Consider the following 20,988-nt stretch of genomic DNA (forward strand, 5'->3'; position numbering starts at 1 on the left):
ATACCTTAAATGGAGAGCGTAGAAGTAGCCGTTAAACTATTGAGGAGGTTTACGCCATGGCGACACGCATAACTACATCACAGAAGACGTCTTGTTCACTTACTGTGTATAATGACGGGTTCGCTTTAGTGAAAGATACCCGAACTATTCCACAGATTCAGTCGGGGGAACGGATTCAATTTCTTGGGGTAGCAAGGAGGTTGGAGGCGAATTCCGTGATTATCGAGGGGATGAATGTAGCGGAGTTTGTGTTTGAATATGATCTGATGGATGAATTGCGGTTGTATGAAAAATACTTGGGCAAGCAGCTTGTCATGTATGATGCGTATACGAAAGTGAGTAAGCCGTACACGCTTTTACGTGCGAGTGGTCCGATTGTGCTGCAGGACACGGAGACGAATGAAATCGTCATGAATCCGAAAGGGGAGTTACGGTTTCCCGAAACTGACGAAGGGTTCCATGCGGAGCCTACGCTTGTCTGGCAGGTGGCGGAGCAGTTGAAAGAGCAAGTTTGCGTTTCGTATTTGACGGGCGGTGTTTCGTGGGAAGCGGATTACGTCATATCGATGCATGGTGATCGTTTCGATATGTCTGGTTGGCTTGCGATGAGCAACTATTCAGGCGTGTCTTTTCAAGACGCAAAATTGCGTTTGATATCCGGCAAGTTAAGCAAGGCGGGCAATGAAAATGATGAAAAGAGCAAAGAGTTGTCGCAAGGCGAGTCGAAAGAAACCGATGCGTTTTCAGATTTCCATACGTACACATTCCCGCGTTCGATTGACTTAGAAGACAAGCAGACGAAACAGCTGCGTTTATTGTCAGCTATGAATTCAAAAGCAAGAATGATTTACGAAATTAATGAACAGACAGCCAATCCGGACATTTACATCGAATTCGATAATACGGCCGAAAATGGACTTGGCATTCCATTGCCTGCGGGCGTATTTAAAATGTATAGGACGAATCCGAATGACGAAAGTGCAGAGTTTATCGGCGAATATCGCATCAAACATACCGAAGCAGGCGAGAAGGTCCGGTTAAAGTCGGGTGAAGCTTGTGATATTAAAGTGACAACCAAAAAGTCGGGTAAGTATAAGGAAGGCGGTTATGAGTACACCGAATATGAGTATGCCATTTGCAACACGAAAGGCGTGCCTGTTGAAGCCGTCATTCGCCAGAAAGTACCCGGCCACTTATGGACAGTCGATGAATCATCGCATGAATGGGAAAAGAAGCGAGACAAAATCCTTCTGCCGATTCATGTGCCTGTCGATCAGGAAGAAACAGTGAAATTCACAATCCGTCATGATCGCTCTGCGAGAAGGACGATTGGGTTTTGAATGAATGCTGCAAGATTACAACTGTGAAATTCACAAAAAAGAATCTCGTCGAAAGGCTATTTGCCTTATGACGAGATTTTTTAATTTACTGTCCCTCATTAGTCATGTGATCGATTAATGAATTCAATAATGAAAGCACTTCGGCTGAAGCTTGTTCAATGTGCTGTAAATCTAATTCGGCTTCGCTGATAAAGCCGTTCTGATAATGTTCGGCCGCTTTCTTGGCGTAAACATGTACTGTTTCATGATGCTTATCAAGTTGTTTGAACTCCGGTAATTGGCCAAATCGTTCCGTTGTCCGTTGGTCGAAATACCATTTTCCGAGGCGGCATTCCGTGTGGGCAGCGACATCTCCCGGATAGACCTCTTCAAGTCCAAGGAACATATTATAAATTTTCCATTTCCAAAGGATATGATCCGCTTTGGATAATTGGAGAAGGGCGATGGAAGACAGTTCCGTATTGCTGTCTTTTACGACGCTCAATCTAAAGCGGTCGATTTCACGGCTCAATTCATAAATGGAGGAAGACGTACTTTCTCCCAAAGATCTGATGTCATTCTGCAAATCGGTAATGCCGACCATCCGGTTTGCCACTTCATCGATGGCTGAAGCTTGCTGTTTCGAAATGGCAGCGGTATTTCCTACGTCCATATTGATGTCTTCCATTTCCTTTACAATGGAATTGATCAGTGGCAAGGATGTTTGAGCTTCAGACGTCGCTTTTGAAAGGATAACAGTCGTTTCTTCAATGGATATTGACACGTCGTTTGAATAACTCTTTAAATAATGGACGTTGTCCGAAATATCGCTGAGTGCGGAAACGGTGTTTTCGGCTAATTTTCGTACCTCCTGCGCGACGACCGAAAACCCTTTGCCGTGCTCGCCTGCCCTGGCGGCTTCGATGGAGGCATTCAATGCCAGAAGATTCGTTTGTGCTGCGATATCGTTAATGAGACCGGCAACATTTTCAATCGCATCAACGCGTTGTTGCAAGGAAGAAAATGTTTGGACGATAGTCTTGAACCGATCCTCTGTTTTAAAAATCTCTTCAAGCGCTTTTTCGATTGTCTGTTTGCTATGTATGGCATAGTTTACAGAATCCGTCGTTCTCTCTGCTATGCGGGAAGACGATAGGGAAACTTCAGTGATCGAAGCAGTGATTTCCTCTGTAGCTGCAGAAGTTGTATGGATTTCCTCAGATTGTTTATCCAAACTGTAGATCAGGTCTTTCATGTACATGATTTTAGCGTTCGAATCAATTAGAGAAGAGATTTCCGTAATAACTTGGTCCATCGTTTTTTCACTCATCACTTCTGTCAGCAACTGCTGTTCAAGATTTCCTGCGGACTGGAGCGATTGGATCAAATTAAAAGACTTTGATAGTTTAAAGCTTCTTTGTTTCATCAGTTGTGTTGTTACGTAGAAGAAGAATTTATTGAAGAATGCAACGGTTTTACCCGCTTCAAACCGTTCTGAACGAAGCAACGCATAGAACGCCATCGACTGATTGAAATAATGCTCATCTCGATTTTGATTGAAAAAAGAATGTATGTATTGATCGATGGTAGTTCGCTGAATAGGTTGTCCACCAACAGGAGTGATATCCAACAAGTTGTGGTAGAAAGTATCTTCGATGGTTGGATTAAGTGGTTGAAGCAGTTGATGAATTTTTCTTAAGTCGTTTATGTCATTTTGACGGATATTGTGATAAGCCAATGTTTCGTTCATACGGCCTTCTATTACAATATCTGTGTCGCTTTCAAAATGGTCTGTAGCTGTTCTTGTTTTTAAATGTATCATACATAAGCCTCCAATAGATCTAGTTGAAATAAGTATAACGTTCTGGATTACAGAAAAGAAGGTATTAAGTCAAATGTCATTTGTATAATCTATGTTGTATGTCATTAGACATAATCATTGACGTTATCAACATGTGGACAACTTCAATTCATTTTTCAGAAGATATAAACAGTTTACCGGTATTATCCACGCTTTGCGGTGCATAACTATGCAAATCGAATGTTATGCACCGCAAAATCCATTCATACTCTATACTATTCACACGTACACTCTTCATAACTATAGAAACTAGAAAGCAGATTGCATCGTCCTGTTTTTGAAGCTTACAATAAAGGAGCGTTCAGTGGATAATTGGATTATGGAGTTCATCGGAGAACATGGTTATTTTGGTGTCTGTTTGCTGTTGCTTGTGGAAAACGTGTTCCCGCCGATTCCTTCTGAAGTCATATTGACGTTCAGTGGTTTTGTCACAACATTTTCGCTGATGACAAGGACAGGTGTCATCATTGCCGCAACGGTAGGCTCGGTTGTTGGCGCGATGATTCTATATAGTGTCGGGTTGGCGGTCGATGTTGAGAAGCTCGAGCGGTTGATTGAAAAACGTGGTCGTTGGTTGCGAGTGACGAAGAAGGATCTTCGCAGGGCAGAGCGATGGTTCGAAAAGTACGGGCCATGGACTGTATTCTTTTGTCGCTTGGTACCGCTCCTTCGTAGTTTGATTTCTGTTCCAGCGGGCATGGCACATATGAATTTCTTGTTGTTTCTTGTGCTCACAACACTTGGTAGCTTCATTTGGAATGCAATTCTTGTTACAATAGGGTTTGCAGTCGGTGAAAATTGGGAATCGATTATCTGGTATATGGATATCTATTCCACATTCGTTTATATTTTATTAGCAAGTAGTTGTGTCGCGGTTTTTATAGGTTATTACCGCTTCCATAGAAAGAGGGCATAGGGAAATATGGAATTATTTGATTTGTTGAAGGCATTAATACTTGGTTTTGTAGAAGGGATGACGGAATTCGCTCCAGTCTCGTCAACAGGCCATCTCATTATCGTCGATGATATGTGGTTGAAAACAGAAGAGTTTCTAGGGAAGTATCCTGCAATCACTTTTAAAATCGTCATTCAGCTCGGTTCGATTCTAGCAGTTGTTTTCGTCTTCTGGAAACGTTTATTTAGTTTGGTCGGTCTATATAATATTGATGGTAAGAAAATGAACAATCGTTTTAATTTGTTGCATGTCATCGTTGGAATGTTGCCTGCCGTAATTCTTGGATTTGCGTTCAAAGACCTCATCGATGACTACCTATTTGGGATAGAAACTGTTATCGTTGCACTTGTAGCAGGTGCAATCTTAATGATTATTGCAGACAAATTCGGACCAAAAAGACCGAAAGTGCAGTCACTTGATCAGATTTCCTATCGACAGGCATTTACTGTAGGACTCGTCCAATGTCTATCACTATGGCCTGGATTTTCACGTTCCGGTGCAACGATTTCAGGTGGTGTGCTATTCGGCATGAACCACCGTACAGCGGCGGACTTCACTTTCATCATGGCCGTACCAATTATGATGGGTGCAAGCCTTGTATCGGTTATGAAGAACTGGGAATACATGTCGATGGATCATATTTGGTTTTATGTCGTCGGCTTCTTGAGCGCATTCGTGTTCTCGCTCATTTCCATCCGTTTCTTCCTAAAACTGATTTCGAAAGTGAAATTAATGCCTTTTGCCATCTATCGAATTATTTTGGCGGTCATTTTAGCCGCAATTGTATTTTTATAATAAAACCTACGACTCTTTCTAATGAAGGGTCGTTTTTTTATTGCAAAGATCGTATGTGATGCACATCTCATTCAAATTATTCTCTCTGCAGCATTACTCAGTTACAATGAAAAAAACTGGCGCGTGATTAACTTGAAAGAAAAGCATTTATTAATGAAGAAGAGGATCGAAATGCACGTACGCATTTAAAAGGGAACTAGTAGTAACGCGGTTCACCTTTAAAGTGAAATAACGTCACATTTAATTTGGATAACTACGGACAGCTGCCATACTGTCCGCTTTTATTTTTGAATCTACACTTCATAAACCTTCCCGACAACCGCCAATTCGGCAGGACTGGTATAGACGTTCGTTGCAGCATCTAAAATCATTTTCAAATCACCATGCAACGGCAGATGAGTCAACAGCAATTGCTTCGCACCAGCTAATTTCGCCAGTTTCCCCGCTTCACTGCCTGTCATGTGGCCAGGGGCTTTGCCAAGATGCTCTTCGTACAAATTCGCTTTGCTAATCAATAAATCTGTATCCTTTGCAAACAAGACAAGTTCATCCCGCCATTCGGTGTCGGCCGTCAATGTGACAGAACGGCCATTTACAGTGAATCGCATCGCTAAGCAATAAGCTGGATGAATCGTTTCGCAAAATGTTACTTGAAAAGGTCCGATTTGGATAATATCTTTTTCCTGAATTGCCATGCCGACTGTCTGCTCTTTGTAGGAGAGCTTTTCAAAATTCTCTTTGTCCACGGTATGGGCGTAAATCGGCAAAGATGGCTGCGGTTTACCAAGATAGTAATTGATGAGCCTGCTATACTGCAAACTTCCGATATCCGCAATATGATCTGCATGATAATGGCTTATTACGACCGCATCAAGCTGTTCAAGTTGAATATAATTTTGCAACGAGGAAAGCACTCCGCTTCCACAATCCACTAGACAATGGAATCCGTCATGTTCAAGCAAAAAAGAAGAAGTTGCTCCATTCGCTTTAGGATACCCTCCCCATATACCGATCGGAATCACTTTCATACGAACAGCACCTCCAGAACTAATTAATTGAATGTATACCTGTGGGGGTATATAATAAAATCAATACAATGAAAAAGGAGACATCATAATGACAACAGCTACAGTATACACTACAACAACTTGCCCATACTGCACAATGATGAAAGACTACCTCGACGAACAGAAAATTGCATACCGTGAAGTGAATGTACAGGAAGATAGACAGGCAGCTCAGGAGCTTGTCGACAGAACTGGACAGATGGGCGTTCCCCAAACAGAATTGAATGGGAATTGGATATTCGGATTTGACCCAGCAGCAGTACAAGCAGCATTATCTGAGGATAACTAACATGAAAAAACCTTCTCTTTTTAGCAAATCATGCTCGATCGGGACACCCGAATCGATGGAAGAGGAAATGAACAAACGCCTCTTCCCGAAGATATGCATGGGTCATGTGGGGTTGTTTTTGACAGGTGTATTTTTGGTGATTATGGAGTGGATGAATTAAGGGATCCTTCATTGACGATTTGTTTACGTCAATGGAGGATTTTTTATTATGGAAAAATGATGAATCGATGGTGAAGCATAAGCTCAAGGGTTGTCAAATGCTTTTCTAATACTTTCCAACTCAATAGTTTCAGCGAGTACTAGAAAACACAAAAAACGCTGAAATCCACTAGGGATTCGGCGTTTCTTTTGTAAATATATGGTCGAGCGGTGATGGAAAGTGATTAAGCCGTGATAAATGCCATCTAAGCGGTGATAAAACCGGCTCGAGCGGTGATAGACAGCCCATAAGCAGTGATAGATCCACATCAAGCGGTGATAGCCCAATTTAACGTATGAATCTGGTCGGATAAACTACCATTATCGAATCCTATAAACCCGATTTCAATTCATTGATTAATTCCCCGAAAATCTTTTCATTCTCTGATATCATCCGATCGATTTGCTCGCCCATAGACTTTTGACTGGAATTCGGTTGACTTCGGGCATTCAGCCTAGTCATCTGAAGCTCTTTGTTCATAAGAATATATAGAAGCAGCAAATTGATTGTTTTAGCGTCTAGATAGACAAAACTTTTTAATGCATTCTCATCCAAGTCAATTTCGCTCATCGGAAAGTTTTTGGTCAGCTCCTCGATAATCTTATGGAATGCTTCCTGTGTAAAATGACTAGTCAATTCAAGGTCTCTCCTTTATTCGCATTGATCCGTTAATGTCGATGGAGTTGAGTGCAGGTATACCATTGGGAAACTGATTGCTGAAAAATAGAGCTGTCATGCTACCTGCATAAGTTTTAGAAGGTGACCATGTCAGCTGAAAATTAGTAAAAGACAATGTTTCACCAGGCCCTATCACTTCGTTTACAATGGGTTGCAAGTCAAACAAGAATTTGTCTGATGACTCATTGACACGTTGCCAGCCATTCGCCAACTTAGAGGAGAGAGTTGCTGCATTGCTTACAAACTTTCCGTGAAATGAAAAAGGTGCACCTTCGGATAGTGTAAACCGGATATGCGGGGTGGTAAGCGGAACCGTGCCGGTATTAAAGATATGATAAGAGCCGAGGCAAAAGCTTTCTTGCGAGACATCATGTGACAGCTGTAATGCATATGTAAAATAACTGATACAGTCCGAACGATGTAACCTGGTGGATAGCGTTTTCCGCAGTTCAAGCAAGTGACCTTTCGTGGATTCGTGAAATCTATGTAGCTTATGGGTAATATCTTCAGTAGATGTGTGGATGTGCACAACCTCCTCAAAAAGTATAAAGAGAGAAAGCCGAAGCCTCTCTCTCCATGCTATGTTCTGACAAGTACAGTTAGTACGGTTTTCAGTCAGGGAAAACGGCATTGCAACTCGCTGGTCGTGTAGGGAGTGAACAAGAGGCAATTTCCAATTCAGCGCGCGGGTGGCAGTATTCCGCTAAAAATTCAACTGTCACCGGATACGTAGATTGGATGCTTTGACAAGTAGAAATTGTAACGACAAGATTGGAAAAATTAATTTCATCTCTGTCATTAGGTCCTCCTTGATAAATTCTTCCTGTCGAGCTGACGAAACACTTCAAATCTGTGTAAGTCACTGTGACTGTTGTCTCCTCTGGTGCGCAAAGGACGACTTGCTCCGAACGTGAGAGATAGATTGGATGGCTGCGGTGTACTGTGCAGTCTGGTAATGTCAGAACAATGACGAGCTTGAATCTTTTACGAATTGTCAGTTCCTGCAAAAGAACTGTTCTTCCGTCAATCATGAATTCACGGTTCTGTCGGTCTAAAATGACAACCGGATCATACGATGCGTCTACAGGTGTCACTTCACATGTGACAATCGCATCTTCTAAGCTTTGATCGCTGAGATGGGTAGTGATGCATGGAAACTTGATGGGATTTCGCGGCGTGTATTCAAAACTGTTTTCCTTCATCACCCAGTCATATACTTTGTCGACGTTAATGCAGATCATTTCCTGATCGGGTCTTGGACGTTTTTCTTGCATGAGTATAGTCACCTCCGTAATTTATTTGGCCTTGCATTCGTATCATATGTCGTAGAAAAGCCGCTATGTAGGCAAAGAAAAGGCTCGACTGCAACTCTTTCACGTTAAGTTTAGTGAGATGAGCAAGCTGTCCAGTAAAAGATGAATGAAGAGCTGTCAGATGGAGGAGGCGATGAAATTGGCAGAATCAGATAGAAGAGATCTCGAAATCATGAAATTGAAACAACAGCTTGGACGATACCGAAGAGCGTTTGCTTCCATGAAAAAAGCAGCTCCTGTTTCGGAAGGCGATTATGAAAAGAGAATAGCTGAAATCGAAAAGAGTATTATGCAGTTAAATGAAGGTATGCAGGAAATCGCAAAGTTGCTTTCGGCAGGTCTTGATCAGCTGTCGGAAAGGGACGGTACGAAAGAGCCACCCATTCAACAGAGTGAAAGAGGGAAAGCTGAGAAAACGCTCGACCATAGTGTCTTGCCTTCTAGAAATGTGTCTTCAACGAAACAACCACACGCCCCTTCATTCAACCAATTGCGTGGTCTAGCAGCGCAATCCCCTTATCGGCAGGAAATGCCCGGTAACAGAACTACTCCTTCAGGAAACCCCAAATCGATAAAGGCGGCGACTCCGTTGCAAAATGTAACGAAGGAAATCGACTTGCCAGTAGAAAAGGGAGTAGTAAAATCTGCAGAAGCTATCGAAAAAAGCTCGATATCTTCATTCTGGCGAGCTCTAAAATGGAAATGAAAGTAGCTTCCTAGACGATAAACCGATAAATATCTGCCCGTCCTTCCTTGCGAATCTTGAATAAGATAGCGAAGAGGGGAGGTGTTTAGTATGAGCTTTGAAAGAACGGGTTCCAGAGGATGCAGACATTGTGGGCATGTGCAATCCGACAGGCATTGTCCATTCCGCAGACGTTGTACAAACTTTGGCCCATTTGTCGCTAGAGATATCCATTGCGGAAACTCAATGATGATGTTGCAACCAGTGAGCGGAAGGACCGCTCATGAAACTTCTAATTGACCAATAATTAACCTTATCAAATTTCATCAAATACTCACTGAGATGAAAGACGAGTCCCCCTCAATACTGTAGATGCCTGCTTGCCCCCGCAAGTGGGCATTTTAAGTGACGTGAAAGCTTGTGAAAACCCATAATATGGGCAAGTGGTGATAGATTCGTTATGAGCGGTGATAGAAGGCCTATCAGCGGTGATAAAATACATTTAAGCGGTGATAGCCGATGGATCAGCGGTGATAGACTTTTTCAGGTCGATGAATCTTGGCGAGTCGGTGATAAAGTGTCAAGAAGCGGTGATAACAGGCCGAGAGTCGGTGATAAACTCACCCAAGTCGGTGATAACCTCGCCTAAGTCGGTGATAACACAGCAAGAGTCGGTGATAAACCGTTTTCAAAAGAGTGTACTCCAGCTGTGCTTTACTTTCATCTAGTATATTCCTCCGCACTCTTCGTTAGTGTGAATGTATTCAACGTCAGAACGACCGTCACGATAATAATGATTGCGGAAAACAAGTTGACTGGGAAGTAAATCCCGCGTTGATATAAAAACCCATAGATAAGCGTTCCAATCGGCATAAGCACCATGGATAATGTGCCATTTATCGAAAAGACCCTTCCTTTATAGTCATCAGGAATCGTTTTTTGCATGAAAGACGACATAGGAATCGATATAAATTGAAAGACTAGCGCCATCGATAACCCAATAAAACCGAGATAAATCATCGAGAAAAAGGTAATCATTTCAACATAGACAGGCAACGTGAATCCAAGTAACAAAATCGCAACAATGATGAACGCATACTTAACAATCGCAAAGGGGTTCTGAATCTTCATTTTGGATAGCATCAAACTGCCTATGAGTGATCCAATGCCAAAAATTGCACTAACAACTCCAACTTGATAGGGCTCGAAATGGAGTTCTTTAATCATAATCGTGTCTGGCAGAATCCCGAAACTGGCGGCACCTACAGCGTTGATAATCATCGATAAGATTAATAGTTGCTTCAATGTATGGGAGTTAACGACATAGTGATAGCCAGCAATCAGTCTACTTCCAAAACTTGTAAACCAACTGTCCAATTTCACGGAAGGGGCATCTGCAAGCGTAACCTCGCTAAACTTTAAAAAGAAATTGGAGACTAAAGAAATCAGTTGCATGATGAGAAATAAGAAAATCATCGCTTCTAATGTTAAAAATCCATAGAGAACACCCGCAATTACGGGCCCTAACAAAAGAATTGTCGTTCGATATGTGGCGATTTTTCCAATCGTCTGTTGAATATGTTCTTTATCAAAGAGCTGTGTCAAACTGGCTTCGAAGGCATTTGAAATGACGGGTGTAATGACAGACCGAATCGCAGTAATGAAGAATAGGACATAAATATGGAAACCGAAAACACTTATATAGATAGCGAGAAATAATAACGTCACAGCAGAGAGTGCCTCAAACGTTATGACAATCTTCTTCCGGTTCATACTATCGACAAAAACCCCGGATATCGGCAATGAAAGGATAGCACCAATGCTCAAAATTGCAGTATTGATCGAAAAATAAACAGACGATCCCGTCTCCTGTAATATAAAGTACGAAATAGCAAAAGCGTATGCAGTACCGCCTAGAGACACGACGATCGTGCTTAGTATATAAATAAAATCGTTTTTTCTCATTCACAAAACCCCCTCGTTTTATTCAAAACCGTATTATTCCCCAGTAACCGCATCTTTCCCTGAAACTTTACGAATGCCGCGGATATCGCGATCGAACAACAAATAGAACGACAGCAGCAATATCCATATGCCCGCTCCGATGAACAATTGATTAACCGGAACGCCCCATTCAGCAATGACGCCTCCCGCAATGGCAAAGCCGGGCATGAGAAATGTAGCGATTGCTCCATTCAACGTATAAACCCGTCCCCGAAATTTATCTTCCACTAGCACAATGAGAAGTGCATTGTATAAAATGCCATACACCGTCATAAGAGTGTTCATGACAACGTAGAGGGCAATCCCGATAGACAACACTGTTGTGATACCCATAAATATGAAAGCGATAGAGCTAATGGACAGCGTGATAAACATGACAATGAAGGGTTTTGCAAAGGATGAAACCTTATCAGCAACCAATCCAATCAAGATTCCCGCAACAGCAGCAAATGCTCCGAATAAGCCGAATTGAAATGCATTCCCGCCATAATGATCGGATACCAACACAACAACCAATGCACCTGCAATCGTCGTTGCGTTCATTAAAGAGGCTAATAAAGTCAGTTTCAAAATGGGGCGATTGTTTCGTAAAACTGTCCATCCCTCTTTAAATTCAGAGACCATCGAACTCTTCTTTGCCGTCGCACTTTCCGTTTCTTCATCTTCTCGGGGCGCTGCGATATTAATGACGAAGATGAGAAGGATGCTGGCGATGATATACACCCCCGAATGAAATAGCATGACACCGACAAACCCCATGAGCGTGATCAAAACGCCGCTAATCCCTTGGCCAATCAGATAAGCCGTTTGGCTCGTAGAAGATATATAACCGCTAACTTTAACGATTCGACTGACACCGACAATACGTGGCAGCAGTTTGTTCTTTGCCGGTCCGATGAACGTCATGCAGATGTTATGAATAATAAGTACAACGTATATTGAAAACGCAACACCATCCAACCAAAAAAGATACGCCAAAGCCAATAACACGCCAACCACAACCATCACGGCATAACCGATCTGCATGGACGATTTCGGTTCTCTCCGGTCAACGAGCACACCGATAATCGGTGAAATGAAAACACTCGTCAATGCGCCGACTGCTGTGATGAGCGCAGAGGATAGTGGTGACTGTGTAATGTCGTACATATACCACATGATAGAAATCGTGAAAATACTATCTGCAAGCACTGTTAAAAATTGGTTTGTCACGATTAAAGACATATTCCGTTTAATCAAATCTCTCAACCTCTCAGTGTTTAATATATTAAACATAGCACGCGAAGAAATTAAATTCAATATATTAAACAAAATAGTTTTGTAAATTAAACAGTGGTATACTGAACGGAAGGAATACATCGAAAAGGGTGAATTGGATTGACACATGTCGGAGAAAACATTAAGCGCATACGGACAGCGAAGAAAATGACGATTACGGATGTGGCGAACGAACATGTATCAAGAGGCATGATTAGTTTGATTGAAAACGGCAAAACACAGCCGTCCATCGAAAGGCTCCAACATATTGCCCGTCAACTGAATGTGGATATAGCGGAATTGGTTGAAACGGTGCCGCGAGAAGACATGCAACGGATTTTGAAAGAGGCAATTGACCTTTTTGATGAAGTCGGAAATGAGTCAGTAGTGAAAGTGGCTGCGTTATTAAAGCCAATTTTGAATAAAGACCCTGCGGGGTATGAAGCCGCACGTATGAATGAATTGTACGGACGGGCTTTATACCATCTGTATATTGTGGACATCGAACAATACAATAATATTGAAGAGAATAATTGGGAGGTATTCACGAAAAAGGCGATTGGCATGTACAACGACTTACAGATGGAGTGGCGGGTTGTACGCTGTTATGGTTTCTTGGCAGATATCGAAGCAAATCGAGGAAATTACCAAGCTGCAATTGACATCATCGAGCAGGCAACTAGTCGTTTGACGGTCATGGACAGCTTAGAGACGAGATCGATTTATATCCAATTGCAATCGTTAAAAGCGTTTGCACTGGATTCACTAGGACAGCGTGAAATTGCGCATGAACAGTTGGATGAAATCATCGAGTTTGCGCGTGAAAACATCATATTGGGTCAGTACTATCACTTGCTTAACGCTAAAGCATGGCGTTATTATGATGATCAGAAACCAGAGAAAGCACGAAAGTATATTGAAGAATGTTATTTATTCACAAAGATCCTTAAAAATGAAAGTATGACACTTCAACATGAAATGAACCAGATCTTCATACAGGAATTCTTTGAAGGGGACTATGAAAAAGCCCTTGATATTGCAAAGGGTTTGGAAGGTAGGGCTGAAAATATAAGGGACTATCCACAAGAGACTATAAATGAATTCATTATGATGACAAATGATTTGGAAGCGAGAGTTTTAACGAGACTTGGACGATATGATGAAGCGCTTATCTTATTTGAAGAAAATCGTGTTGAGCTTAATGAAAGAAACTTAGGCCCGACGGACGTCGCAACAAGGGTCTTGTCCAAAAGCTATGAAGCCCTTTGCTATCTTCACATGGGAGATCAGGAAAAGGCTGAGGAACTTGCAAGGTATACAGTCGATAAGCTTCACAACTTGCCACATTCCTCTTTTTATCATTTTGCACGCGAGGTATTGACGAAGGTTGTGTCGAAGTAAATGAGCAGCAAATAGGGAGACGACATTGAAGCAGAATTATATTACCAGTGTCGTCCATTGCTGAATTTAAAAGTAATCTGAGATAGAAGGTTTTTGTGATGAATCAAAACGTAAGAGAACTTATAGAAAAGGGAACCATTCCAAAAAAAGACTATGACATCAGAACGTTAAATAGTGGCACAACGGATGGACAGGTATATGTCATCGGAAAATGAAATCCCACTTTACACGTTAAAATATGATCACCCGAATGGAATTGAAATTGTTGAACGTTTTTTCAACACGTATGCCGATATCGACCTATTCCCAAAAGTGCACTATGTCGATCCAGACAAGAATTTTTTTCTCTATGATTACATAGAAGGAAATACACATATTAACCGTGGACTGAAGTCTGAATGGATGAAGCGATTGGTTCAAGGTTTATTCAATCATTACGAAAAAGTGGATTTACATATACCTTGGGGTAGATTAGGGGGAGAACCCCGTCAACAATGGCTGGAATTCAATAAGAAGAGTTTAGAATATGCATTTGAGAACATCGGGAATTTATTGCCCTATGAAGATTATGTGAGCATGAAAGGTATTGTTGAGAGACTAGCAGTGCATGAATCCGATGAGGAGAAATATTATCTTCACGGCGATACAGGCGTTCACAATTTTGTCTTTCAACACAATAATCTCGTTGGGGTTATCGATCCGTCGCCAATGATTGGTCCTGTCCTGTATGACTTCACTTATGCATTTTGCTCATCCCCGGATGATTTATCGATGGAAACTTTGCTATCCTCGTTTTCCTTGCTAGAGAATGTACACATACCAACATCATGATTAATTGAGGAAATCGTCTTTCAGTTATACACACGGATTGGGATTTGTAAAAAGGTCCATCCGCATGATTTGGAGGAGTACTTGAACGCATGGGATTATTGGAAACGTAAAATGCAGGATGGAGAGGACGAAAATTGATAGTAGTTGTGAATTAAAATGAGGAAAATTTGGAGGGATTATGTTGACAGCAGAAAAAGTTTTAAAGGTTTGTGAAAAAGGACATACGTTTTACAAAAGCAGTGAATGTACAAGTTGTCCAACCTGTGATAAGGAAAATAAACCTGAAAGTGGCTTCCTTTCGAAACTTAGTTCACCCGCAAGAAATGCATTGATTCACGAGAAGATTGACACTTTGCAAAAACTATCAACGTACACTGAAAAAGAAATACTAAAACTTCATGGGATTGGACCAGCTTCCTTGCCTACTATGAGAAGTTCATTGGAAGAAGAAGGGTTATCGTTTAAAGACTATTGATATGCTTTATCAAACAAAAGGGAGAGTTAATATGGAAGTAGTCTATTTGGCAGGCGGATGTTTATGGGGAGTACAAGCTTTTATAAAAACATTACCTGGCGTGATGTTAACAGAGGCAGGAAGAGCGAATGGAACGAGTCATACACTTAGTGGTGAGTATGATGGGTATGCCGAATGTGTGAAAACAGGATTTGATCCTACAGTGGTAACGGTTCAGGAGTTAATGGGGTATTTATTTGAAATTATAGATCCATACAGTATGAATAAACAAGGACAGGATGTAGGCGAGAAGTATAGAACAGGAGTATATAGTGAAAATCCTGGGCACTTAAAAGTGGCGAAGGAATTTATTGGTGAGAGAGAGGATTATGACCGTATTGTTGTTGAAGTATTGCCGCTTACAAATTATGTGAGAAGTGCAGAAGAACATCAAGATCGGTTAGCTAGGTGTCCAAATGATTATTGTCACATTCCTGAAGAATTATTAACTAAATATAAGTAAGGGGCAAAACAACATACGAAAAGTTGAAGTAACACCCTACTCAGTAAAATGGAAGTCTGATTTTGAAAAAGAGGCGCAAAAATTGCAGATAATCTACGGCTCTGAATTATACGCTATTCACCACATCGGAAGCACATCAGTGCAAGGACTATCCGCAAAACCAATCATCGATATAATGCCTGTTGTGAAAGATGTATCATTAGTCGACGCGTACGACGAAGAGATGGCGGGCATTGGTTATGAAGCACTTGGGGAATTCGGGATTTCAGGTCGGCGGTATTTCCGCAAAGGCGGCAATGAGCGGACGCATCATATCCATCTATTTGAGGAAGGGTCTCCTCATATTGAAAGGCATTTGGCATTCCGAGATTTCTTACGGGAGCATCCGGATTACGCGACAGCATATGGCGAGTTGAAAGAAGGATTGGCGAAGGAATTCCCGAACGATATGGAAGCCTATATTGCGGGGAAAGCTGATTTTATAAAAGAAGTTGAGAAGATTGCGTTGGAATGGTACCGGAAGTTATGAAGATTTTCATTATGGGCATTGTCGCAAGCGGGAAGACGACGTACGCTAAAGAGCTATCAAAACAATGGGATATGCCTTTTGTCGAATTGGATTCTGTTGTTTATCATAATGTGGATGGTATGCGAATTAAACGTTCGCCAGATGAACAAATAAAGGTGATTCTCGAAATGGATGCTGCAGGAAGTTGGATTGCTGAAGGTGTGTATCGCCCTTCCTATCATCTTTTATTAGATATGGCGGATGTTGTCATTTGGCTGGATCCTCCGTTGTGGAAACGGAAAGTTCGAATTCTGAGCAGGCATATAAAGCAAGTGATGGGAATTGAAAAATGTGCGTATAAACCGGACATGGAAATGCTTTTGAATATGTATACATGGACAAAAGCCTTCGAAGGAAGACGTGGTGAATTGAATGAAATCCTTCAACCGCATCTACATAAGCTACTAATCGTTCGGAATAATCCAAAGAATAATAGACGCTTGCAGGAATTGGATGTTAGTAAACGAGGGCGGGACGATTTACAAAGGTGTACGGGTATTCCACTGAAGTTTCGTTAGCGCGGTCTTTGGGCTTCATTACCGGAGGCATCACGCCACTAAACGAAATAGGCGAACAAGTCTGGCCAAAAGTACAGGATGCAGCAACTTTCTTGTTAGTAGATGCAAGCTGTTCAGCGGAAGCTGTAGCGCGGAGATCTTCTCGGGAAGCGGTTTGGTTTGAAGGGAAGCTTGTGTATGAAAAAGCTCGGTTGAATGGGCTTGCGGTATGATATTCGTAAGCAATCGCTTGATGATGGATATTACGAAAGTTGTAATTGAGGTGGAATACAAAATGACGGTTAAAACGATAACAGCTGCAGAACTATTTGATAAGATGGGTGCCCAAAAGGAACTTGTCCTTGTGGATGTACGGGCGGAAGAAAAGTATAACGATTATCATATTGAACATCCAGGCGGAATCCATATTCCCAAAATAGACATCTTCAAGTTGGCCGAGGAGCCTGAACAAACGATCTCTTCATTACCTATGAATCAAGAATTAATTATTACATGCACAACCGGAAATTCTGCAACGAAGTGCGCGAATATCCTTTCCAGTCGTTCGTATGACGTTGCTGTATTAGAAGGTGGGATTACCGCATGGAAAGAATTTGTCAGCAAGAAGTCCATTACTGATCTATGGGCGGAGTTCAAGCAGCGTTATCCGAATGCGCCTGATAGTTACGAGGCGTGGGCATTTGGCGATTCAACAGAGATGGCGGATGAACTGGCCAAGTTGGTTTTAGAAGGGAAGAAAACAGCTACAGCTTCGAATTATACGCTCTATTCGTTGGAAAACGAACCGTTGCCGACAGCAGGGCTTCATAATGTTATTCTGGACGGGGATGGTAAAGCAATTGCCATCGTGGAAACGACGGATGTAACAGTAGTACCATTTGATGAAGTAACCGAAGAACAAGCCTATCTGGAAGGGGAAGGTGATCGTTCATTGACATACTGGCGTGATGTGCACGAGACATTCTTTGCGAAAGAGCTTGAAGGGATCGGTCAACGTTTTCATCAAAAAATGCCTGTTGTATGTGAAAAGTTTAAAGTGGTTTATAAAAAATAGATTGAACCAGTTCGAAATTTATCTTTGGAAATCAAAAAGAGACTGGGTCATAATCAAGTGAAAATTGAAAAAGTGCATGAAATCAAAGTCATAAACCTGATTTCATGCACTTTTCTTTTTGAACAATTAGCAAGTTTTAATGACTACCTCTGTCCCGGCCTTGTTCCTTTTGTTCCTTAATAATGTTTGTCCCTCTCTGCTGTCTCCCGATGATTCGGCGTCATTTTCTCTTGCTTCGGCGCTAAATTTCCAAGTTCTGCGAGTTCCATCGAAATCTCTTCTTTTACTTCATTGCGATTCCCTGGTGTTTTTGGGTTGGAATATAGATTGCTATGTGCACCTTGTTTCATCATAAAACCTCCAGTATTGTGATTGCATTGCAACCTTAATATGGCTTGGTTTGTTTTTTTGATGTATACGTATGGGTTGAACATTGAAAATCCTTCGGAAATTCGTGATGCATGCTAAAACGTGTATTTGTTATTCACTAATTTATCCGCAACGAATGTGAAGTCTTCTAAGAATAACGTATATAAATTTGGACGGCGGCGAATGGCTAGTGGATGATAGGCAACTGTTGTTTGATAGCCTTTTACTTCATGCCAACTACCGCGTAAACTTTTTACATCCACTTCGGTGTTTTCGAAAAAGGATTGTACAGCTACATTGCCTAAGCATAAAATTAGTGCGGGTTTTTGTAGTTTGAGTTGTTCATCCAGATGGCGATGCATGCAAATATCACGGGTTTGTTCTTTATCATACGCACGCACGGGTCTTCTTTTTAAAATATACGTTACATAGATTTGGTCTTTACTTAAACCTACTTCATGAACGGCCTGCTGCAATGTCTGCCGCGTACCACACACCATCGTATTTCCTTCACGATCTTCTCTGGCACCAGGATTATCTAGAATCACCATGATTGGCGCCTTCGGATTTCCTTCTCCCCAAATCATTCGTGTTCCTTGTTGATACAGTCCGCAATCTTGGCAATCTAATTCAATTGCCGGAGTTGTATCTTCCGGCCATATTTCTGGACAAAATGATGTCAAATTAATCGCCCTCCTATCATGTTAAGGTTTCCCCAATAGAAATCGTTCATACTGTGGTATTAAAGGAGAAAGACAGTGGCGTGGCGAAATGAGTCTGTATTGGTTTTGATAGGAGTCGTTTTACATGGAAGAATATTATGGAGAACTTTGTAGAAAAGTGTATGTACATACAATTGAGGATGGCTAGGGTGAAGGGAATGCATTTCAGGTTTTTGAGTGTTTAGTTTGAAAATTGTAAGCGGGGTGAGGACGTATGTTATGACAGGAAGTAGCGGTTCAGAAGATAAGTGAGAGTCTGAAAAGTGATCCGCTTGTGCAGGCGATCTTTTTGAAAGGATCGATGGGGAGAGGCGAGCATGATGCGCATTCGGACATCGATTTGTATTGTTTGGTGAACGAGGAAGATAAAGAGAAGTTTCTTTCCAACCGGATGAAGCATGTACATGCGTACCGAGACACTATTTTAATGGAAGATATTTTCATTGTCGCGCCGCAGATTATTGCCATCTATGACGATATGTTGCATATTGATTTATTCACAGTGACGAAGGAATCGTTTGTTGGTGGGGATCATTTTGACGTGTTGTATGATCCTGAAAATGTGATGGATGCGTTTTTGCATACGCAAGGGCTGACGATTTCTGGGGAGCAATATCGTGATGATGTGTTAGATGTGGCATGGTTTTTGTATCAATATGAACAGTCAGCTGCACGGGGAAATGACATTTGGTCGGTGCGGATGTTGACGAATGTTGTCAATCATCTCGGACGGGTTTTGTTATTCCGTTATACTCCGGAACGTGCAGCGCTTGGATTGAAGACACTTGAACGTTCATTGCCGGAATCAGTTGTGCTGGAACTCGAGGAGGTTATGGAATTCATTACTCCTCGGAAACATGCCCAGGCAGTGAAGCGGATCAGTGAATTGTTGGAACAAGAAGTTGAGTGGATGCAGGCGCAGTTTGCGGAAGATGAGCAGATTATGCGGTTTATGCGGTTGATGATTGGTGTCTGTGGAGAGTAATTGGTTTGTGGCAAAGCGCATCGTCAGCTTTGTCTTTTTTAATTGACTGAATGTTCTTTATGTAGTAATTTCAAGTGGAGAGGAAAGGAGTGAGCAGTGTTCATTTACAAAAAAAGAAGTGCGCCGTCAATGTTGGCGAGTTTGGATGCAGGTGTGCGACGTTTGTCGGATACCCATGAAATGATGCCGATTTTGTCGGTGAAGTATGCTGCTGTTCAAGCTGGCTTTGGTGGTGAACAGGAGTTGGACAAGGTTTTTGAAAGGTATTCATTTTCAATGAAGTATGGCGTTTTTCACGATATGTCTCTTATGTCGAGTACGTACTTTCAAGTGGATACGTTGTTGGTGACGCCATGGTTTGCGGTTTTATTCGAAGTGAAGAATATTTCAGGTGAGCTTATGGTGACGGCAAATCCACCGCAGCTGATCCGCAAGTCCGATTCTGGCAAAGTGAGCGGCTTTAAAAGTCCACTTGCGCAATTGGAAAGCAACTGCGAGTTGTTTCAGGATTGGTTGACTAGTAGGGGCATTTCACTTCCTGTGTACGGCGCGGTTGTGCTTGCCTATGCAAAACAGCGAATTGACGTGTTCGACACGGACGTCCCGATTTTATTTCCCCATGCAGTCCCCACTTTTATCCGCAAAATCCCTACAGGATCCCCGTTGTTGGATGAAAAGACCTTTTCCAGGTTGTTGGCTGATCTGAGTACTAGTCATCGGCCATACATTCCATCACCTATTAGCAGTATGTACAAAATTCCGAAGAATGATTTTCGCACGGGCGTGATATGTCCGGCATGTGGTCGGTTTGGGATGGAGAAGTATATGGGTGGATGGCGCTGTTTGGCTTGCGGGGGGGCAAGTCGAACCGCGCATGAACAAGCCATTCGCGATTGGTTTCATTTGTTTGGAGGCGAGATGTCGAATGGGGATTGCAGGGAGTTTCTGCATGTGAATCGGCAGCAAACTGCGCATCGGTTGTTGGTGTCGATGGAGTTGGAGACGAGCGGGACTTATAGAGATAGAGTCTATTGTATGCCAAATCGAGGAACATGACAAAAAGCGCACAGAATTGTGCGCTTTTTGTTGTGGAAATTGACGAGTCGGTGGTAAAACTGTCCGAGTCGGTGGTAAAGTGTCG

The 20,988-nt window shown here is 42.0% G+C and carries 25 protein-coding genes; 16 read left to right on the forward strand and 9 right to left on the reverse strand.

Annotated features, from left to right (window positions below):
- Window positions 1-56 precede the first annotated feature (56 nt).
- Window positions 57-1,340, forward strand: a complete 1,284-nt coding sequence (locus tag QWT69_RS01380) for a DUF4139 domain-containing protein (protein ID WP_317968248.1) — start codon at window positions 57-59, stop codon at window positions 1,338-1,340.
- An 85-nt stretch (window positions 1,341-1,425) separates the two neighbouring features.
- On the opposite strand, the gene QWT69_RS01385 is transcribed toward QWT69_RS01380, so the two are convergent.
- Complete coding sequence (locus tag QWT69_RS01385; RefSeq protein WP_317968250.1) at window positions 1,426-3,141, reverse strand: globin-coupled sensor protein; 1,716 nt, start codon at window positions 3,139-3,141, stop codon at window positions 1,426-1,428.
- 343 nt (window positions 3,142-3,484) lie between these two features.
- On the opposite strand from QWT69_RS01385, the gene QWT69_RS01390 reads away from it, so the two are divergent.
- Together QWT69_RS01390 and QWT69_RS01395 are read left to right on the forward strand one after the other, a co-directional pair.
- Entirely contained in the window at window positions 3,485-4,096 is a 612-nt protein-coding gene (locus QWT69_RS01390; RefSeq protein WP_317968252.1) for a DedA family protein, read from the forward strand.
- A gap of 6 nt (window positions 4,097-4,102) precedes the next feature.
- Window positions 4,103-4,930: an undecaprenyl-diphosphate phosphatase gene (locus tag QWT69_RS01395; protein ID WP_317968254.1), complete on the forward strand. Its 828-nt coding sequence runs from the start codon at window positions 4,103-4,105 to the stop codon at window positions 4,928-4,930.
- Window positions 4,931-5,223: 293 nt separating this feature from the next.
- Here the strand turns inward: QWT69_RS01395 and QWT69_RS01400 are convergent, their stop codons facing one another.
- Window positions 5,224-5,958, reverse strand: coding sequence for an MBL fold metallo-hydrolase (locus QWT69_RS01400; protein WP_317968256.1), 735 nt, complete (start codon window positions 5,956-5,958; stop codon window positions 5,224-5,226).
- An 88-nt stretch (window positions 5,959-6,046) separates the two neighbouring features.
- Here QWT69_RS01400 and QWT69_RS01405 point away from each other — a divergent pair, with 88 nt between their 5' ends.
- Together QWT69_RS01405 and QWT69_RS01410 are read left to right on the forward strand one after the other, a co-directional pair.
- The gene (locus QWT69_RS01405) at window positions 6,047-6,286 is read left to right on the forward strand and encodes a glutaredoxin family protein (RefSeq protein ID WP_317968258.1); all 240 of its coding nucleotides are present in this window, start codon (window positions 6,047-6,049) and stop codon (window positions 6,284-6,286) included.
- A gap of 1 nt (window position 6,287) precedes the next feature.
- Window positions 6,288-6,446, forward strand: a complete 159-nt coding sequence (locus QWT69_RS01410) for a hypothetical protein (protein WP_317968260.1) — start codon at window positions 6,288-6,290, stop codon at window positions 6,444-6,446.
- A gap of 369 nt (window positions 6,447-6,815) precedes the next feature.
- Here the strand turns inward: QWT69_RS01410 and QWT69_RS01415 are convergent, their stop codons facing one another.
- The 3 genes from QWT69_RS01415 to QWT69_RS01425 form a co-directional block, all read right to left on the reverse strand.
- Window positions 6,816-7,121: a hypothetical protein gene (locus QWT69_RS01415; RefSeq protein WP_317968261.1), complete on the reverse strand. Its 306-nt coding sequence runs from the start codon at window positions 7,119-7,121 to the stop codon at window positions 6,816-6,818.
- Between the two features lies 1 nt (window position 7,122).
- Window positions 7,123-7,692: a hypothetical protein gene (locus QWT69_RS01420; protein ID WP_317968262.1), complete on the reverse strand. Its 570-nt coding sequence runs from the start codon at window positions 7,690-7,692 to the stop codon at window positions 7,123-7,125.
- Between the two features lie 82 nt (window positions 7,693-7,774).
- On the reverse strand, window positions 7,775-8,437 hold the full coding sequence (locus tag QWT69_RS01425) for a BMQ_0737 family morphogenetic spore coat protein (RefSeq protein ID WP_317968263.1): 663 nt from the start codon (window positions 8,435-8,437) through the stop codon (window positions 7,775-7,777).
- 178 nt (window positions 8,438-8,615) lie between these two features.
- Between QWT69_RS01425 and QWT69_RS01430 the strand changes: the two genes are divergently transcribed.
- Window positions 8,616-9,182, forward strand: a complete 567-nt coding sequence (locus QWT69_RS01430) for a hypothetical protein (RefSeq protein ID WP_317968264.1) — start codon at window positions 8,616-8,618, stop codon at window positions 9,180-9,182.
- A 699-nt stretch (window positions 9,183-9,881) separates the two neighbouring features.
- Here the strand turns inward: QWT69_RS01430 and QWT69_RS01435 are convergent.
- A complete protein-coding gene (locus QWT69_RS01435) occupies window positions 9,882-11,126 on the reverse strand; it encodes an MFS transporter (protein ID WP_317968265.1) in 1,245 nt (414 codons plus the stop codon).
- Between the two features lie 33 nt (window positions 11,127-11,159).
- Complete coding sequence (locus tag QWT69_RS01440; protein WP_317968266.1) at window positions 11,160-12,404, reverse strand: MFS transporter; 1,245 nt, start codon at window positions 12,402-12,404, stop codon at window positions 11,160-11,162.
- Window positions 12,405-12,542: 138 nt separating this feature from the next.
- On the opposite strand from QWT69_RS01440, the gene QWT69_RS01445 reads away from it, so the two are divergent.
- The 8 genes from QWT69_RS01445 (at window position 12,543) to QWT69_RS01480 (ending at window position 17,771) form a co-directional block, all read left to right on the forward strand.
- Window positions 12,543-13,823, forward strand: coding sequence for a helix-turn-helix domain-containing protein (locus tag QWT69_RS01445; RefSeq protein ID WP_317968268.1), 1,281 nt, complete (start codon window positions 12,543-12,545; stop codon window positions 13,821-13,823).
- A gap of 198 nt (window positions 13,824-14,021) precedes the next feature.
- A complete protein-coding gene (locus tag QWT69_RS01450) occupies window positions 14,022-14,654 on the forward strand; it encodes an aminoglycoside phosphotransferase family protein (protein WP_317968270.1) in 633 nt (210 codons plus the stop codon).
- Between the two features lie 181 nt (window positions 14,655-14,835).
- The gene (locus tag QWT69_RS01455) at window positions 14,836-15,129 is read left to right on the forward strand and encodes an RNA polymerase alpha subunit C-terminal domain-containing protein (protein WP_317970845.1); all 294 of its coding nucleotides are present in this window, start codon (window positions 14,836-14,838) and stop codon (window positions 15,127-15,129) included.
- Window positions 15,130-15,160: 31 nt separating this feature from the next.
- Window positions 15,161-15,631, forward strand: a complete 471-nt coding sequence (locus tag QWT69_RS01460) for a peptide-methionine (S)-S-oxide reductase (protein WP_317968272.1) — start codon at window positions 15,161-15,163, stop codon at window positions 15,629-15,631.
- Between the two features lie 13 nt (window positions 15,632-15,644).
- Entirely contained in the window at window positions 15,645-16,160 is a 516-nt protein-coding gene (locus tag QWT69_RS01465) for a GrpB family protein (protein WP_317970847.1), read from the forward strand.
- The gene (locus QWT69_RS01470; RefSeq protein WP_317968274.1) at window positions 16,142-16,717 is read left to right on the forward strand and encodes a P-loop NTPase family protein; all 576 of its coding nucleotides are present in this window, start codon (window positions 16,142-16,144) and stop codon (window positions 16,715-16,717) included. Before QWT69_RS01465 ends, QWT69_RS01470 begins: the two co-directional genes overlap by 19 nt.
- Window positions 16,687-16,929 carry a hypothetical protein gene (locus tag QWT69_RS01475; protein WP_317968276.1) on the forward strand — a complete coding sequence of 81 codons (243 nt, stop codon included), beginning with the start codon at window positions 16,687-16,689 and terminating at the stop codon, window positions 16,927-16,929. Before QWT69_RS01470 ends, QWT69_RS01475 begins: the two co-directional genes overlap by 31 nt.
- Window positions 16,930-16,991: 62 nt before the next feature.
- Window positions 16,992-17,771 (forward strand): rhodanese-like domain-containing protein, encoded by a 780-nt coding sequence (locus QWT69_RS01480; protein WP_317968277.1) that lies wholly within the window; start codon window positions 16,992-16,994, stop codon window positions 17,769-17,771.
- A 176-nt stretch (window positions 17,772-17,947) separates the two neighbouring features.
- On the opposite strand, the gene QWT69_RS01485 is transcribed toward QWT69_RS01480, so the two are convergent.
- Together QWT69_RS01485 and QWT69_RS01490 are read right to left on the reverse strand one after the other, a co-directional pair.
- Window positions 17,948-18,124 carry a hypothetical protein gene (locus tag QWT69_RS01485; RefSeq protein WP_317968278.1) on the reverse strand — a complete coding sequence of 59 codons (177 nt, stop codon included), beginning with the start codon at window positions 18,122-18,124 and terminating at the stop codon, window positions 17,948-17,950.
- 111 nt (window positions 18,125-18,235) lie between these two features.
- Window positions 18,236-18,823 carry a uracil-DNA glycosylase gene (locus tag QWT69_RS01490; RefSeq protein ID WP_317968280.1) on the reverse strand — a complete coding sequence of 196 codons (588 nt, stop codon included), beginning with the start codon at window positions 18,821-18,823 and terminating at the stop codon, window positions 18,236-18,238.
- Between the two features lie 313 nt (window positions 18,824-19,136).
- Between QWT69_RS01490 and QWT69_RS01495 the strand changes: the two genes are divergently transcribed.
- Together QWT69_RS01495 and QWT69_RS01500 are read left to right on the forward strand one after the other, a co-directional pair.
- The gene (locus QWT69_RS01495) at window positions 19,137-19,847 is read left to right on the forward strand and encodes a nucleotidyltransferase domain-containing protein (protein ID WP_317968282.1); all 711 of its coding nucleotides are present in this window, start codon (window positions 19,137-19,139) and stop codon (window positions 19,845-19,847) included.
- A gap of 96 nt (window positions 19,848-19,943) precedes the next feature.
- Entirely contained in the window at window positions 19,944-20,903 is a 960-nt protein-coding gene (locus tag QWT69_RS01500) for a nuclease-related domain-containing protein (RefSeq protein ID WP_317968284.1), read from the forward strand.
- The last annotated feature ends 85 nt before the right edge of the window (window positions 20,904-20,988 follow it).

Origin of the sequence: Sporosarcina oncorhynchi (genome assembly GCF_033304615.1) — a bacterium.
GTDB classification, from domain to species: Bacteria; Bacillota; Bacilli; order Bacillales_A; family Planococcaceae; genus Sporosarcina; species Sporosarcina oncorhynchi.